6 protein-coding genes are annotated in these 16,446 nt (G+C 70.8%); 5 read left to right on the top strand and 1 reads right to left on the bottom strand.

The genetic code is table 11. The features are described 5' to 3' along the window. Positions 1–20: 20 nt before the first annotated feature. Positions 21–1,415 carry an IS110 family transposase gene (locus tag JNB_RS12485; RefSeq protein ID WP_083784584.1) on the bottom strand — a complete coding sequence of 465 codons (1,395 nt, stop codon included), beginning with the start codon at positions 1,413–1,415 and terminating at the stop codon, positions 21–23. 258 nt (positions 1,416–1,673) lie between these two features. On the opposite strand from JNB_RS12485, the gene JNB_RS12480 reads away from it, so the two are divergent. The 5 genes from JNB_RS12480 (at position 1,674) to JNB_RS12460 (ending at position 16,438) form a co-directional block, all read left to right on the top strand. Beyond that, positions 1,674–2,195: a pyridoxamine 5'-phosphate oxidase family protein gene (locus JNB_RS12480; protein ID WP_009776845.1), complete on the top strand. Its 522-nt coding sequence runs from the start codon at positions 1,674–1,676 to the stop codon at positions 2,193–2,195. A gap of 412 nt (positions 2,196–2,607) precedes the next feature. Next, positions 2,608–3,240, top strand: coding sequence for a hypothetical protein (locus JNB_RS12475; protein WP_009776844.1), 633 nt, complete (start codon positions 2,608–2,610; stop codon positions 3,238–3,240). A gap of 6 nt (positions 3,241–3,246) precedes the next feature. Then, on the top strand, positions 3,247–13,308 hold the full coding sequence (locus tag JNB_RS12470) for a DUF6603 domain-containing protein (protein ID WP_009776843.1): 10,062 nt from the start codon (positions 3,247–3,249) through the stop codon (positions 13,306–13,308). Continuing rightward, the gene (locus tag JNB_RS12465) at positions 13,305–15,434 is read left to right on the top strand and encodes a hypothetical protein (RefSeq protein WP_009776842.1); all 2,130 of its coding nucleotides are present in this window, start codon (positions 13,305–13,307) and stop codon (positions 15,432–15,434) included. Before JNB_RS12470 ends, JNB_RS12465 begins: the two co-directional genes overlap by 4 nt. Beyond that, a complete protein-coding gene (locus JNB_RS12460) occupies positions 15,431–16,438 on the top strand; it encodes a hypothetical protein (RefSeq protein ID WP_009776841.1) in 1,008 nt (335 codons plus the stop codon). Before JNB_RS12465 ends, JNB_RS12460 begins: the two co-directional genes overlap by 4 nt. The last annotated feature ends 8 nt before the right edge of the window (positions 16,439–16,446 follow it).

Below are 16,446 nucleotides of genomic sequence, written 5' to 3'. Positions count from 1 at the left end.
GCGGTGTCTCCTAACCAGAGTCAAGCCACTTGGCGGCTCGTAGGCTTGGTGTTGGCGGGCCCGGATGTTGGAGCGCTTTGCGACTTCTGTGACTCCGGGCTCGCCGCCTGCTTGCGGCGGTCGCGCATCTGCTTGTGGCGGAGGTTGTCGCGGTGCCGCGCAGGGATCTGGTATCGCTCTTTGACGATGGCTCGGCCCTCGGCTTCGGTGATGGGGGTGCCGTCGACGTCGCGTAGGGCGTAGGGCTGGCCGGTGCGCATGCAGGTCGCGATGCGGGTGAGCAGTTGGGTGGCCAGGTGGCAGATCGCGGAGTCATGGTGGCGGTCGCCGACCATCAGTCGCTGGTATTTCGCGGCGATCTGCGGGTCGATCTTGCGGGCTTGGTCGGCGGCGGTGAACAACATTTCGCGCAGCAGGGGGTCGCCGGCTTTGGTGATTGAGGACTCGACCTTGCGGACCCCGGACTGGCTGACTTTGGGGACCAGCCCGGTGTAGGCGCGGATCGCGGCCAGCGAAGTGAACCGGTGCGGGTCGCCGATCCGGCCGGCGATGACGGCGCTGATCACCGGGCCCACTCCGGGGGCGGAGGCCACGATGCCCTGGGGGTCGGCTTCGGCGTAGAGGTTCGCGACCCGCTCGTCGATCTGCTTGATCTGACGGGTCAGGAACAAGGCTTGCTCGGCCTCGTGGCCGATGTCGTCGGCGAGCTCGGCAAAGTCCATCCCGGCAGGTCCCCACAGGGCGAGGGTGTCTTTGGCTGCCACGACCAGTCCTGCTGCGTGATCCTGACGCCACGCACCGCGCGAACGAGCGATCAGGAACCTGGCCAGCCGTGCCTGACCGAGCCGGATCACCGCGTTCGGGTCGGCATAGCGGGCCAGGAACTCGAGCGCAGCGATGCCATAGTTCGACCCGAGCACCTCGTACCAGGCAGGGCCCAGGAGCTCGACCAGAGCGTCGAGCCGGGAGTAGACCGCAGTGCGGCGCTTGACCATCGTCGAGCGCTGCTTGACCAGCCGCCGTAGCGCGTCGGCTGGTCCCTGGCCGGAATACTCACGCAAGCCTTCGGGGTGCAGCATCGGCAACCTGGCGAGCAGTTCAGAGTCGATCCGGTCGTTCTTGGTGTGCTTGGAGTAGTACTTCCGCAGGTCCGCCGACTGCGTCGTCGGGACCATCACCACCCGGGCTCCGCGACGCCGGAACCATTCCGCGACCACGATCCACGCATTGCGGGTGGGCTCAACAACGACCGTCAAATCGCCCGGGTCACAAAGGTCCAGATCGGCCCACAACCGATCAAGATCCGCGGGCCGGGTCCAGAACTTTCTGCCCCGCCACACGGTCGCGCCATCGCGTACGAGTGTCGCTTGATGCGCAGCCCTGCAGGCCACGTCGATACCCAATGTCAATACCATCGTCACCGCTCCTGTCAGTCGGATCCTGATCCATCAGGTGACTGACCCTCGCGGCCGCGGCCCAGACATTCTCTAAGCAGGAGTCCACGCCAACCGGCTGGCTCCAAGTTCCCGAACAGGGACACCGCATCGACCAGACACCGGCTCGCGGACGACCACTCAGCGCTCAGGGATCACCACGTGTCCCGGTCGGTGGTTCGGCCGCCCGCGAACCTACCCCAACGCTAAATGTCGGTGGACGGGGCTAGCGTCAAAGGCATGGACACCACGGCAGCAACATCTGGCGAACCCAGCGCCGACCGTCCCGTGTTCCCGGACGGCTACGGCATCCCGGAGACCACCGACGGTCAGCTCACCTGGGCCGACGTCGAACCTCGTCTGGTGCAGTCGATGCACTACTGGCTCAGCAGCGTCCGACCCAACGGCACACCGCACTCCGTGCCGCGGTGGGGAGTCTGGTTGGACGGGAAGTTCTGGTACGACGGAGCGCCGAGCACACGGCATACCCAAAATGTCGAGAAGAACCCGGCCGTCACCCTGACGCTCGAGAGCGGGACTGAGGTCGTCATCATCGAGGGCGACTCGGTGGCCACGCGCGCCGATGCCGACGACCTCGGGGCGCGACTGTCGGAGGCGTTCACGAAGTACAAGGACAGCGGCTACTCCCCCGGCCCGGACTCGTGGTCGGGCGAGGACGGCGGCGGGTTGCGGGTCATCACGCCGCACCGCGCGATGGCGTGGTTCGCCTTCCCGAAGGACTGCACCCGCTTCCGGTTCTGAGCCCGGAACCCACTCAGGGTCCCCACCCGGGCAGCCAGCTGGCGCTCGTGGGCCGTGGCCAGGCTGCGGCACGTGCTGACCGACCAGCACCTCGAAGTCGGGTTGGGGGGAACTGGACCGAAGTGGAAAGTTTGTTGGGCTGGGACGTATCTGACGGCATACCCGCTCCTCCTTGCCTGTGAGCCACCGCGTCGGTGGCGCCGGAAGACCGAGGAAGGGAACGCAGCAACTGGCCCGAAAATGACGTCCGGTGACTACGCCAGAAATGGTCATCGGACGCCTTGTGGGCCACGTCGCACACTGCTCTGATTAGCGATGGATGCCATGGCCGGTTCCACCGCGTGTCGAGTTGTCGACCTCCGCTGCGGTACACGACTCGGACGTCCGGTTCTTCCTTCCCCGGAGGTCCGTGATGGCAGGCAAGGCGCAACTCGGGGTGTCGGCACCGCTGGTCGACAATGCCGATCTGTCACGCCTGCGCACCACCCTCGACAAGGCCAAGTGGTTCACGCCGCTCGAACGCCGCGTCCCCATCGGGAAACCCACCAAGGACCTGCTCCGCATCCCGACGCGTGACGCCCAGAAGTTGCTCGGTGACGTGGTCCGCCTTGTTGCCGACCTGCCGCGCGGCACCACGCCCGTCCTTGTCTGGCAACAGGGCGCCAGCGAGCTCGAGGTGGACACGGCGGCGACCGCCATCGCCTGTGACGAGGGGCTGGTCACCATGAGCGTCACCGTCAGCTGCGACCAGCTCGACAAGCCCGCCGAGGTGTCCGTGCCGTTCGCGGTCGGCACCGTCGACGCCCCCACCGGACTCGTGATGTCGACCTTCACCAGGCCCAACGGGCCACCGATCGTCGTCGACCTGTGGTCGGACGCGATCACCGCCTTCGCCTGGGAGTCGCTCGTCGAGCTGGCACGCCGCACGTGCGCGCAGCTCGGCCGTGACACCCAATCTCGCGCCTTGATCCCCGGCGGAATCGCCGCGGCGCAGGGTGTGCTCCTGATCCAACCCATGTCACGAACGGCGGCCATGAGGGGGTGATCCGCGATGTCGTTCGGTGAGGACGATCTCGGGGCATTCGGTGCACTGACGCGCGCCATCGGGCTGACCCGCGGAGCGAGCGGCGACAACAACCCGGACTGGTTCAGCGACCCCGTCGGCGGCACCGGCAGTGAGCACTCGAACGCCAACGGCTTCGCGACGATCCTCTCCGACGACGACCAGCGCAACGCGCTCACCGAGTTCGTCGACTCGACGCTCGGACCGCCGACCGGCCACGACGACGACAGTGCCCGGTGGGTTCCGCTGTTCGCGAACGACGATCCGGCTGTCACTGTGTATGCCGTTCTCGAGCCGACCGGGTCGGCTTCCGCCGGGACGGTGCGCATCGGAGTGGGCGTGGAGCACAGCACCGGCAGCGGTGCCGATCCCCACAACCGGGTCTCACCCAAGGTGACGACCCGGCTCCATGTCCCCATCGCGCACGTCGCCCGCGGCACCGACTCGCGCCCCACCGATGGACCCAACCCGTCGTGGTTGCTGCTCGGTCGTGAGGGCGGACGGATCGGGGTCGAGGTCGAGGCGACGTTCACCGACGCGGCGCCCGTGGCCGGGGAGGCGTTCCTGCGCGGGATGTCGGTGTCGGTGGGGATCCCGACGGGGCCCGAGCCGGTGGCGTTCAGCCTGTCGCTCATCGACCTCCAGCTCCCGGGGGCGACGGCGCCGACGACCAGGACGCTGACCCTCGACGACCTCGCCACGGTCGGCACCGACCTCATCGAGTTCATCGTCGGACTGGTGCGCGCCCAGGTCGCTGCCCTGTCGACCACGGACGTGGCGCTCGCGAAGGTTCGGGCGTTGGCCGGGATGTTCGGTCTGCGCGACGGGGTGACCAACCTGCCCGCGCTGCCACTGCACGACATCATCGAGCGCGGGCTGCCGGCGCTCGTCGACTGGGTCGAGGACATCCTCGAGCACGAGGCCTCGCTGGATGCGTGGCTGGGTGAGGTGGCCACCCTGACCGGCGGGACGGCTGATGCCGACCGCAACGCTGTCTCGATCACGGTGGGGCCGTGCACGGTCTTGGTCGGGCTTGCTGTCGCTGCCGGGACGGGTGGGCACCCGACGCTCACTCCGTGGGTGGAGCTGGCCTATGGGACCCGGTCGGGCGCGGAGGCTCGGGCCCACGTCGACCTCCTGTGCGCCGACACCGGGACTGGCTCGGCGACGGCGATCCCGGCGCTGCGGGCCGAGGCCGTCTTCGGGTTGGACGCCGGCGGCACGAGGTTGTTCGCGGGGACGACGGCGGACTTCCGGCTCGCGTCGGTCCACGTCGGGATCCGGTTGGACGAGGCCCGGCGACCGGCCTTCGTCCTCACCCTGCACGAGGTGGGGGTGCCGGGTCAGGCCGTGCGCCCGATGGTCGACCTCTCCAGTCCCGATGCCGCGATCGACGCGGCCGATGACGTCCTCGACGGCGTGCTCTCCGACGCCCTCGACGGACTCGGTGATGCTGGCGCGCTCCTCAAGATCCTGCTCGGCGTCGACCCTCCAGGCGCCGTCGCCAGCCCGGGCATCCTCGACATCGTCCGAGACCCGGTGGCGACGATGTGCGACTACTGGCTCGACGTCACGGGAGACCAGACGGCGATGACCGAGGCGCTCGCGGCCCTGCGGCAGCTGTTGCTCGGCGTCGTGGGCGGCGGGGGTGGCGGTCCGGTCGTCCCCGGGACCGGCATCGAGAGCGACCCGTGGCGCATCGTGCTCGGCGACGACGACACGGTCGGTCTCGACTTCTGGCGCGAGGGCACGACGCTGCGCCTGGCGATCTCGGCCGTGGCCGACCTCGATGTCCTCGACGACCTGCGCGTCGATGCCTCGGCCCGGCTCTCACTCCTCACCGTCGACCTGTCGACCGGCGCGACGACCTTCCTCGACAGCGTCGTCGGCCGCGCCGGCATCGGCCCGCGCGGCGCCGGTCCGGCCGTCTTCACCTTGGGTGCAGGCCTCGCGATCGAGGCGCCACGGCTCGGAGTCGACGTCACCTGGTCGCCTCGCTCGGGTGTGCGCGTTGCACCCAGCGGTGCCGGCATCGCGCTTCGCGTCCCGTCCGTCGGGGCACTCCTCGGCGGTGTGGGTGCCGCGGGCGCCGGTGCTTCGGACCTCCTCCCGATCCCGCTGCCGCGCCTCGATGCCCGCGGCAACTGGGACCCCGACTGGGCGCCCGACTGGGCGGCCCTCGAACCCGTCATCGGCAACCTGCTCCGCCGGCTGGGCAGCGACGTGCTCACGGCGCTCGCGGACCTCGTCGGGTGGGGTGCCCCGTCAGCGGCCCTGACCACCGAACCCTCCGTGCGCGCGCGGCTGGCCCTCGACGTGCTGCTCACCGACCCCACGGCCGCGATCGAGCAGTGGCTCCTCGAGCTCACCCTCGACTGCCGCCGGCTCGGCGCCGCGCTGCGCCCCATCGCCTGGCTGCTCTCGGCGGGTTCGCTGTCGGCGCCGCTGGGACAGGGCCGACCCGAACGCCCCTGGCTGTTGCCCGTCGGCGGTGCAGCCGGCGCTCCCGGACTCGCGGTCTGGACCGTGCCCGGTTGCCGCCCCGAGAGTCCCCGGCGGGCCCTCACCGAAGCGCTCGACCTGCTCACCGGAGCAAGCGTCCCCAGCGCCGCCACGACGGCCACCGTCCTCGCCACCGTGGCGCCGGCCATCCCTGACCTCGCCGACCTGCTGCACGGCCGAGCCGGACTCGGGCTCGGCCTCACCGGTCTCGTCAGCCGGTGGTCCGCGACCGACGGCCTCATCGGGGTTCCGACGACCACCGACTCGGGTGGACACCAGGTGCTCTCGGGAGACTCGGGCGTCATCGTCACCGTTCGTGAAGGCATGACGTATGCCGCCCTGGTCGCCTCCGCGCGACTCGGTACCGGGCTTCCGGTCACCCCGGGAGTCGGCGGTGTCCCGACTGCGGTCGTCCACGTCGGCTGCGACGACGGCCGGTCATCTGGCTGGCTCGAGCTCGTCCCCAGCGGTCAGCGCGTCGACGCGACCGGCTCCCACCCGGCCACCGTTCCCGCGACCGGCGACGGGCCGTGGTTCGTCCTCGTGCCCACCGTCGCCGCCGCAGCCGCGGACCGTCCCGACCACGACGGGTTGCTCGCGCAGTCGGAGCGCGTGGCTGCCGCGCTCTCTGCCCGGACAGCTCCGGTGCTGCTCGTCGGTCACGGTGGCGCGGGCGCTGCCACGGTGCGTGCCACCGGCCTAGGCACCGTCGCGCCGCTCGTGGATGACGTCGTCACCGTCGGCACGCCCTGGGGGCCCGTCGCCACGACGGCCTTCGAGACCGACCTCTCCGGTGATGCGCTGCGACTCCTCACCGCTCTCGCTCCGACCGAGCTGCCGGCCGTGCCGGACACCACCCTTGCCCTCGGCTCCTCGCCGGACCGACAGGCGCTGGATGTGCTGTGGCGCAGCCGAACCGAGCCATCCCAACTGCCCAGCGCTCTGGCCGTGAGCCGTGACTCGTCGGTGCGCGTGCACGCCTGCTTCGCCACTCTCGAACGGCTCGACCTCGAACGCGCCCTCGGCGCCTTCGTCGCCCAGGTGGTCCAAGCGCGGCTGCGCGCCCTCGAGGCGCTGCCGTTCGGTCCGCCCCAGGAAGTTCACGTCGGGCTCGACCTCCCCGTCATCGACGGCACCATCGGCGAACTCCTCCTCGGGGCCAGCGCCCGTATCGACCTGCTCGCCGTCGATCGCGTTGCGCCACACCTGCGCCCGCTGCGCGAGGTCACGGTCAGCCTCAGCGTGGCCGTCACCGACGGGTGGCTCGTCGGTGGACCCGGCGCCCTGCAGCACGACCTCGAGTGCCGGTGGGCCGCCGTCGCCGTGCACGTGCCGCTCGACGGAACGGTCGGACGCACGGAGGTGACCCTGCACGAAGCACGGGCGCACACGGCATACCGGGAAGTCTGGGTCGTCACGGGTGACGAGACGGGCGCTCCGCCAGAGGTGCGCATCCTGCTCGGCGAGGTCGTGGCGCGGCTGCGTGCCAACGCCGACTTCGGCCGCCTGCTCACCGCGATCGGGCTCGTGCGCGACGACGGGCTCGACCCCGGCGGACTCGACCGACTGCTCCACGACCCGGCGGCAACGCTGCGGTCGGCCGTCGCGACAGCGCCCCAGACCGTGGCGACCGCCCTCCGCGCGCTCGTCGGTGGAGTGGTGCCGAGCGACGTTGCGCTCACGGCGTTCCGGATCGCAAGCGGACCTGCGCAGCTCACCGTCGACCTCGCCACCGCCACCATCACCGGGTCGTTGGCGCTCACCGAGCCCGTGCCGCTGACCGTCGGCCTCACCGCGAGTCCCGCAGGTGTCGGCCTCGACGTCGGCCTCGGCTCGCTCGATGACTCCTTGGGTGGAGTGCGTCTCGTCGGGCACGCGGGGTTGGGAGGCGCGAGTCTGCGTCTCGACAGCGCGGCCCCGGGGCGTGCCGTGGTGCCGATCGCCCTGCTCCCGAACGGCAATGCCGAGAGCCTTGTCCCTCTCGCGACGACCCTCCTGCCCGCGCTGCTGCTCCAGGGTCTCGGGTCAGCCCTGCGCGAGCTCGTCGAGGACCCATTGCTCGACGAATGCCTCAGTGCCGCAGGGCTGCTCGGCACCGCTGACCTTGAGTCCGGTGATCGCGACCTCATCCTGCCGATGGGGCTCATCAGTGATCCGGGTGGGTGGCTGCGCGCTCGGGTGGACCCGTTGGCGTCGACGGTCACGCTGCTCGACGCCGCGGCTCGCGTCCTCAAGCCGGGCAGCACGAGCGGGACCTGGCAACTCACCGATGACGTCTCCGTGACCTATGCCGTCGTCAGTGGTCGGCTCCAGGCGGATGCCCACGTCTCACTCGCGCCCACCATCGATGGCCGGCCCATCACGACCAACCTCACCGGTGGCCTGTCGATCGGCCTGACCGGTGCGCCGATTGCCCTCCTCGACGCGCGCGTCACCGTCGACGGGTGGGGCCTCGACCTCGGGGTCGGCGGGTCGGACCCGGCGCCGGTGCGGCTCGACCTCGTGCGACCCACGCCGGAGAGCCCCATCCGGCTCGTCCCGGCCGGCCCGGGTCTCGGGAGCGCCCTCGCTTCGGGGGCGGAGTCGCTCATCGTCCTCGCCCTCAACGAGCTCATCCCCCACCGCAGCGATGCGGCCTCGCTGCGGCAGCAGGTGGCACAGGCGACGTTCGACCTCTGCGGAGCGCTCGACCTGCTCGTCGCCAACAGGGTCGACAAGGCCAGGCTCGACCTCTACACCCAGCCACCCGGGCCCGGCGCGGTCCTGCTCACGCGGCTCCCTGCGCTCGCGTCCACCGGTCTGGCCGTCCTTGCCGATGCTCTCGACCCGGGCCACACCGTCGTCGCCTCGTCGCTGACGGGGATGGTCCGGCGGTTCGACCTCGGTGCCCTCGACGGGTCGACGCGTCCGTTCAAGGTCATCATCGACGGCTCGGGGACGCCGTCGGTCAGCTTCGGGTGCGACATCGCCCTGGGGGACTGGGGGCGGTTCGCGGTCGACGAGCTGCGGCTCGACGCGACCGGGGTGCGCGTTGCGGTGCGCGGTGGTCCGTTCGTCGTGGCGCTCGGGCCGACGACCCTGCGGCCGGTCGTCGTGATCCGGGCGGGTGTGGCCGGCGGCGAGTTCAGCCGTCTCGTAGCGATCGGGCTGGCGGTCGACGACATCGAGTCGGTCCAGCTCCGGTGGGGGCTGGACGCCCTGCCGCCCAAGCTCTGGGCGATCACCGGCGGGACGACTCCCGGCGAATTGGACACCCCCGAGGCCATCGCCGCCGACCTCCTCGGCATCGGCGTCGAGATCGTCTCCGGGCTCGTCTCCCAACAGCTCGGCACGGTCATCAGCACCCGGGCCACCACGCTCCTCAAGGACGTCGTCTTCAGCAACGCCCAACGCCGGATCGACCCCGGGTTCGTGCGTGCCCTCTTCCACCCCGAGCAGCTCCTCGGCCGCCTCCAGACCCTGGCCTGGAACTGCGCCACCATCACGCCCGGCTTCTCACTCGACATCGGCGACCAGGTGACGATCGGGCTCGTCGCCGAACCCACCACGGGCAGCAACCAGCGGATCGGCGTGCGCCTCGACGTGCAGAAGCCGCTCGAGCTGTCCGGCGGTGACCCCAAGGTCGAACTCGTGTCGCGCGCCGACTGGATCACCGGCACGCCACCGGCTGGGCTCAACATCTTCCTGCTCGAAGGAACCAAGACCTCGCTCGAACTCGTCCCCAGCGTCCGCATCGCCGGCGTCGGGCTGCGCTTCTCCGGTGCCTCGCGCCCCATCGTCGACCTCGACGGGTTCTCGATCGACGCCATCGAGGTCAACCTCTATGGCGAGGCCGGCCGCGAAGGCCTCGGCGGCGGCATACGCCTCAAGCTCGACGGACTCTCGGTGGCACCGGCCGGTGGTGGCGGCGACAACGGGATGGCCAACTCGCTCATGACCGACGTCGGCTCGGCCAGCGGCTCGAGCCGGCCGTCGTTCAGCCCGTCGTTCGCTCTCCAGAAGCACCCCGGCCCCACCGAAGAACTCGGGATCACCCTGCGTGCCGGCGACCCGCCCGGACCGTGGTGGCTCGTCATCCAGCGTCAGCTCGGCCCGCTCTATGTCGAACGCGTGGGTCTCAACACCACCGAGAGCGACGGCTCGGTCACCTCGATCAGCCTGCTCTTCTCGGGCCAGATCTCGCTCTTCGGCCTCACGGGCGCCGTCGACGGTCTCGGCATCACCTGGAAGGGCGGCGACGTCGCCGACCTGCGCAACTGGGCGGTCGACCTCAACGGCATCGCCGTCGCCGCCGAGATGGCGGGGGTCTCGCTGTCCGGTGGCCTGCTCAAGTTCACCGAGGCCGGAGCGGTCTCCTACGTCGGCATGCTCGTCGGGCGCTTCGCGGCATACGGGCTGTCGGTCTTCGGCGGGTTCACCAACGACCACGGCAACGCGTCGTTCTTCATCTTCGGTGGCGTCAACGGTCCGTTCGGCGGGCCGCCGATGTTCTTCCTCACCGGCATCGGCGGAGGCCTGGGCATCAACCGCGGCCTCAAGGTCCCGGACGATCTGTCGAGGTTCGGCGAGTTCCCCTTCATCCAGGCCCTCGACCCAGCCGCCTCCCCGCCCTCCGACCCGATGGTGCGCCTGCGCGAGCTCTCCGAGTACTTCCCCCACCGGATGGGTGAGTTCTGGTTCGCCGCAGGTATTTCGTTCACCTCCTTCAACCTCGTCGACGGTGTCGCGGTCATCGCTGTGTCGTTCGGCAACGGCCTCGAGATCAACCTCTTCGGCCTCGCCCGGATGGCCCTGCCCCGCCCAGGTGCGGCGATCGTCTCGATCGAGCTGGCCCTGCTCGCGCACTTCTCGACGACCGAGGGCGTCTTCCTCATCAAGGCCCAGCTCACCGACAACTCGTGGCTGCTCTACGAGGACGTCCGGCTCACCGGCGGTTTCGCGTTCGCGATCTGGTGGAAGGGGCCGCTCGCCGGACAGTTCGTCCTCACCATGGGCGGCTACCACCCCGACTTCCCGGTGCCCGTCGGCTACCCCCAGGTGCCGCGGCTGGGCCTGGTCTGGCAGATCAGCGACGCCATCGTCATCAAGGGCGGCTCCTACTTCGCCCTCACCTCCGAAGCGCTCATGGCGGGCGTCGACATCGAGGTCAGCCTCGACTTCGGCTGGGTCTGGGCCAAGGTCGCCTTCGGGGCCCACGGCATCGTCTACTTCGACCCGTTCTGGTTCGAGGTCATGGCCTACGCCCGCATCTCCGCCGGCATCGACATCGACCTCCCATGGCCGTTCGGGTCGCTGTCCTTCTCGATCTCCATCGGCGCCAAGATCAAGGTCTGGGGTCCGGAGTTCGCCGGCAAGGCCGAGTTCGAGATCGGGCCGTGCACGGTGCCGGTCGAGTTCGGACAGAAGACCCGGGTCGAGCCGGAGACCCTGCCGTGGGACAAGTTCGTCACGAAGTACCTCGAGGACGCCGGCAACGCGGCCAAGGCGCTCTCGGCCATCACCGGGCGCGGGACCCTGCCGACCGCGACGACGAGCGCCAAGGGTGCGCCGACCTCCGACGGCACCTTCGCCCTCCCGTTCCAGGTCTTCGCCGAGTTCGAGCTGACCTTCACCACGACGATCCCGGCGTCCCATGTGGACCTCGGACTCGGCACCCCGACCCCGGTGGCGCTCACTCTTTCCAACGGCGCGGCAACGGGGCTCGGTCTCGCACCGATGGGTGCTGGTGGCCTCACCTCGACCGTGCGCGTCTCGCTCGAACGCCTCGACTTCCAGGGCCACTGGCAGCCCGACGCCGCGCACCTCCAGGCCCTCGCGGGCACATCACGCATCGACCGCGACCACTACCCGCTCGGCGTCTGGGGCTCCCCGAAGTCACTCGGCTCCGCACCCGCGCTCCCCAGCACCGACGTCATCACGGCCGGCAACCGCATCACCCTCGTCGCCGGGATCACGCTCAACCCGGTCGGGCCACAGATCGAGTACCGCCGCGTCGTGGCCGGCCGCCGCCCCCTCCCGCTCCGTGCGACCGGCGCCACCCGGGCCGCCTTCCTCAAGACCTCGCGCGATCTCGACCTGCCGGTGCCCGGCACGTCCGATGCTGCCCTCACTCTCGCCCGATCCACGCTTTTCCCAACGGTTCTCGACGTCATGGCGGCCGGGCAGCACAGCGCTCTGGCCCGCGCTTCCTATCGCCGCGACCGTGTCTCCCCGCCCCGCATCGGCTCCCTCACCGACGGTCTCGCCAAGGCCAACGGCGCCGACGGTGCGCGTTCGCTCGCGGACGTCGCCACCGTCAAGGTCCCCATCGCGCACCGGCCCGTGGTGGCCGCCCTCATGACGTCCGGCGTCGGTGCAGCGGTGCGCGCCTCAGGCACGACGGTCGCCGACGGTCGCCTCAAGCGCCGCCCGGCCCCCACCCTCGAGTCGGTCAAGGGCCGCCTCGGCGCCCACGTGCCGGTCGTCCTGCGCCGGGCCGCAGCGCCGGGAGTGGTGCGCGGCGGCACCGTGCTCGCGACCACGCTTCCGCGCACCGACGTCGTCGGAACAACTCGCACGTATGCCGTGGGGCGCGTGGGCTCCTCCCTCGCCAACGGCGGTGGTGGACCGGTCGTCGGCGGGCTCGGTGGACTGGCCGGGACGACTCGTCCCACCCCACGACGCAACTCGCGCGCGGCCCGCGCTGACGCCACCGGCACCCGGCTGCGCCCCGGCGACATCGTCGTCCTGCGCAGCCCCGACGCCCAGATCGACGTCGATCCCGAGCGCCGCCCCTCGCTGGCCGTCGACGGCAGCGCACGCATCGTCACCGTCACCGGGCGGACGGTCACGAGCGACTCGGTCGTCTCGGGTGCCAGCGTCGAGGTGCCCGTCGGGACCACTCTCGTCGCGGCGCACGCCGGTGGCTCGGCCTTCCCCGCCGCAGCCGCCGGATCGGCCGGAACGGCTGGGGCGCCCACAACCCCGTCGAGCGTCGGGTGGACCTCGCGCAGCCGCGTCGCCCGGCTCGGCAGCCACGTCGGCGTGAGCGCCGGCTGCACCCTGAGCGTCGATGCCGCCGGTGGGTCGTTCCAGAACGCCACCGCCACGGGGTGGTGCGAGGCCGACGAGCTCGTGGCCACGGCGCGCCAGATCATCACCCGCTTCTCCGCTCCCGTGACGGTCATCGCCGTGGCCCTCACTGGCCAGGCACCCTCGTCACTCACGTCCGCTGACATCGAGTTCATCGGCGCGACACCGGCGCTCGCCGCCGACGGCACCCATCGGCCCCCCGTTGCCGTCGTCCTCGGAACCACCACTGTGCTCGTCCACCAGGTCATCCCCGACCGAGAGCAGATCGCCGAGGGCGGGGTGCGCGTCGTGGTCAGTTCGGGCGGGACCTGGCAGGTGACCGGAGTGCTCGCCGCAGTCGACCCCGAAGGTGGGCACACGGCATACGCAGAACGTTGTGCCCGGGACGGGCTCGATGCCGTCGTCGGTCGCCTGCTGGCCACGGACGGCGATGGCGCCCAGCTCACCTGGACCGACGCACCGAGGAGGCAGCGATGACCGTCAAGAACGGCTTCTTCCAGCTCTACGCCAACCTCGCACCGGTCCTGCCGGCCGGCGACTACCGGTTCACGAGCGACCAGGACCTCAGCGCGACGGGGCCCAAGGGTCCGCTCGCCCCCGGCGCCCTGCCCGTCGAGGCGCTGCAGACCCACGTGCGGGTGACGTCCCCGCGGTTCCAGCTGCCGCCGGACCAGGTGCTGTCGACCTATCCGCCCGCGAACACCGAGGGGGCGTACGGCAGTCGGCTGCCCCAGATCGTCATCAAGCGGCGGACGCTGCCGTGGGAGCGGACGGTCGACCCCGAGAACGAGACCGACCTCGACAAGCCGACGACGCCGTGGCTCGCGCTCGTCGTCATCGCCGAGAGCGAGGCCGAGCTCATCCTCAACAAGCCCGTGGCCGAGTGCGTGACGCCCGGTCAGGTGCTGCCCGGGGTGCCGGACGTGGCGCAGGGCAACTACCTGCTCGTGCGCCAGTCGATCATCGACAAGGTCCTGCCGACGCAGAAGGACGTGCCCCTGCTCGCGCACGCCCGCGAGGTCGACATCCACGACACCGAGATGATGATGGGCGACGACGATGGGTTCCTGTCGGTCGTCGTCGCGAACCGGCTCCCGCTGCCCGGACGCGACGCCGCCGGGCTCGAGGTCCCGGTCACCTATCTCTGTGCGCTGATCAACCTCGAGGGCCAGTTCAACGTCCTGCGCCGTGAGTCCCCGCCGCAGCGGACGTTCTCTGACTACGCGGTGCTCGAGATCGCCGAGCTCGTCCTCGACGCGGCCGACAGCGACCACGTGATCATGGGCACGACCAAGGCCGCCGAGATCTGGAAGGGCCCGTCGGTCAACGCCACGACGCACATCGCTGGCGGTCCGCACGCCGCCGGGATGGAGGTGCTCGCCACCCGCAAGGCCACCGTCGTCAAGGAGAGCCAGATCGTCAGCGCCCAGCTGCGCGAGGGGTGGGCGACCGGCACGGCCGCGGCGTCGGACTCGGTCTACGCGAAGATGGCGCAGCCGTTCGGGAAGCTCAAGGACACCTCTGGGATCTTCCAGCTGCTCGACCCTCAGTACCGCTTCCCGGTCCTGCTCCACTGGTCGTTCACGTCCGTCGGGCAGGTGACCTTCCGTGGCCTCATGGAGGAGCACCTCGACTCCGGGCTGCTCGGGACTCTCCCGCCCGAGCCGGCCATCCCGCCGGCGCCGGGGGACCCGCTGCGCACGCCGGGTCGCACCCCGGGGCTGCTGCCGCTCGAGGTGGTCGAGACCGGCCACGTCGGCATCGACCAGCGCACGCGACGCGGCGACAACGTGCGCGCCTGGTATCGCGGGCCGTTGCTGCCGCACCCCGCGGACACCGAGGCGGACCGGTTGCCGCTCGCGCACACCGCCGACCAGTTGCGTGCCGTCGTGCCCGACCGACGCGAGGACCTCTCTCTCGCGGTCGCCTTCGAGATCGGACGGTTGCTCGCGCTGAGCACTCCAGCCATGGTCACCGCCCTGCTCTCGTGGCGCCAGACGCACTACCAAACGGCCCGGCGCGAGGCGATGTGGGCGAAGACGCTCGAAGGCATGGACCTCGAAGGGCTCAAGATGCGGCCGGATCGGGCACTTGGCGTGCTCCTCGGTCGTGGTCTGGCCCGTCGCCTCGCGGCCAGCCCGTCGGCGGTCATCGGCGAGCCGCTGCCACCGGTCACTGCCGGGACGTCGATGCGTCTCGACGCCCTCGAGGGCGAAGGCCTGGCGAAGTCATTGGCCGGTGGCTTCGCCATCGACGCCGACCTCTCCCTCCCGCTCCTCGACCTGGCGCGAGTCATCCGCGACGCGCCGCTGCCCGTCGTGAACCTGCGCGACCTGCCCCGGCGTGAGGTCACCGACCTCACCGCCGGAGCCTTGCGACTCGACCATGACCTCGCCACAGGGCTGCTCGCCTTCGGCGCCCTCGGCGTCCCGGCCCAGCTCAACCCGATCCTCGGAGCCGGCACGTTCGGGCCCATCGACCGGGTCAACGTGCCCGGCCGGGGCGGTCCCCGGCGGGCACCCGATGCCCTCGACGCCGTGCTCGATGACTTGGGCGGCTCCTCAGACGACAGCGACGACACCGACGGGGAGGACGAGCGATGATCATCGAGGTCAAGCACCTGATGGAGGACCTGCCCAAGCTCTATGCGGCCACGGTCGATGTGACGGATCCTCCACTCGACGACGACGCACCCGGTGCCATCCCGGCCGAGCTCCGTCGCTGGCTCGTGCGGCTGCGCCTCCTCGAAGGGGTGCCGTTCGCCAACCTCGTCGCCGACACCGAGCTCCTTCCCGAGGAGTCGATCCGCTGGTTCTATCTCGACCGCCGCTGGACCGATGCCATCGTCCAGGGCGCCCTCTCGGCAGGCACCGTCAACAGCGACGACCGGGTGCAGCTCACCGCTCAGTACGACGCGGTCCGCGACGAGCTCGACGTCGAGGAGCGCAACGCCCGCCGCGAACCCGGCAGCCCCCGCTTCGCCGGCAGCGTCGAGGCCGTGAGCGGGTTCATCCTGCGCAGCCGCGCGGTCTCGGGCTGGCCCGGGCTCCATGTCCGCGCCTTCTCCGTCGACCCGGCCGAGGCCGACGACGCGACCTATCCCGAGGTCGACCCACGCCGCATGCGCCTGCTCCGCATGGAGCGACTGGCCCCCGCCGTCCTGCTCGTCCTCTTCGACGGCGTCCCCGCCGTCGTCCACATCGAGGAGCCGCGCCAGGGCGTGCAGTTCGGGTTCGATGTCACGCCGAGCGGCAGCCAGCTCACGGCGACGTTCCAGCCGCGAGACCGCAACACCTTCGAGGATCTCAAGCCCCTCGCCACCCAGAGGGTGACCGTGCCGTTCCGGGCCGATGGTGCGGCGGGGGTCGTCGACATCCAGGCCATCGAGAAGGAGCTCGCCCTCCCCAAGCACCCCAACACGGGCGCGGGAGACGGCCTCGACTCCGCGGAGTACGCCCTCCAGCTCATCCGTTTCCCCTGGCGCCAGGTCTTCGGCGATGCCGAGACCCAGCCGGGCAACGTCCCGATCGGCACGGTCTTCCAACCGGCCATCTCGTATGCCGCCCACGTCACCAAGACGTTCGTCTCCATGAAGAACCCGGGCTGAGGTGGCGA

The sequence above is a fragment of the Janibacter sp. HTCC2649 genome (genome assembly GCF_000152705.1).
Lineage (GTDB): Bacteria > Actinomycetota > Actinomycetes > Actinomycetales > Dermatophilaceae > Knoellia.
This window is presented reverse-complemented; position numbering and strand designations above follow the sequence as displayed.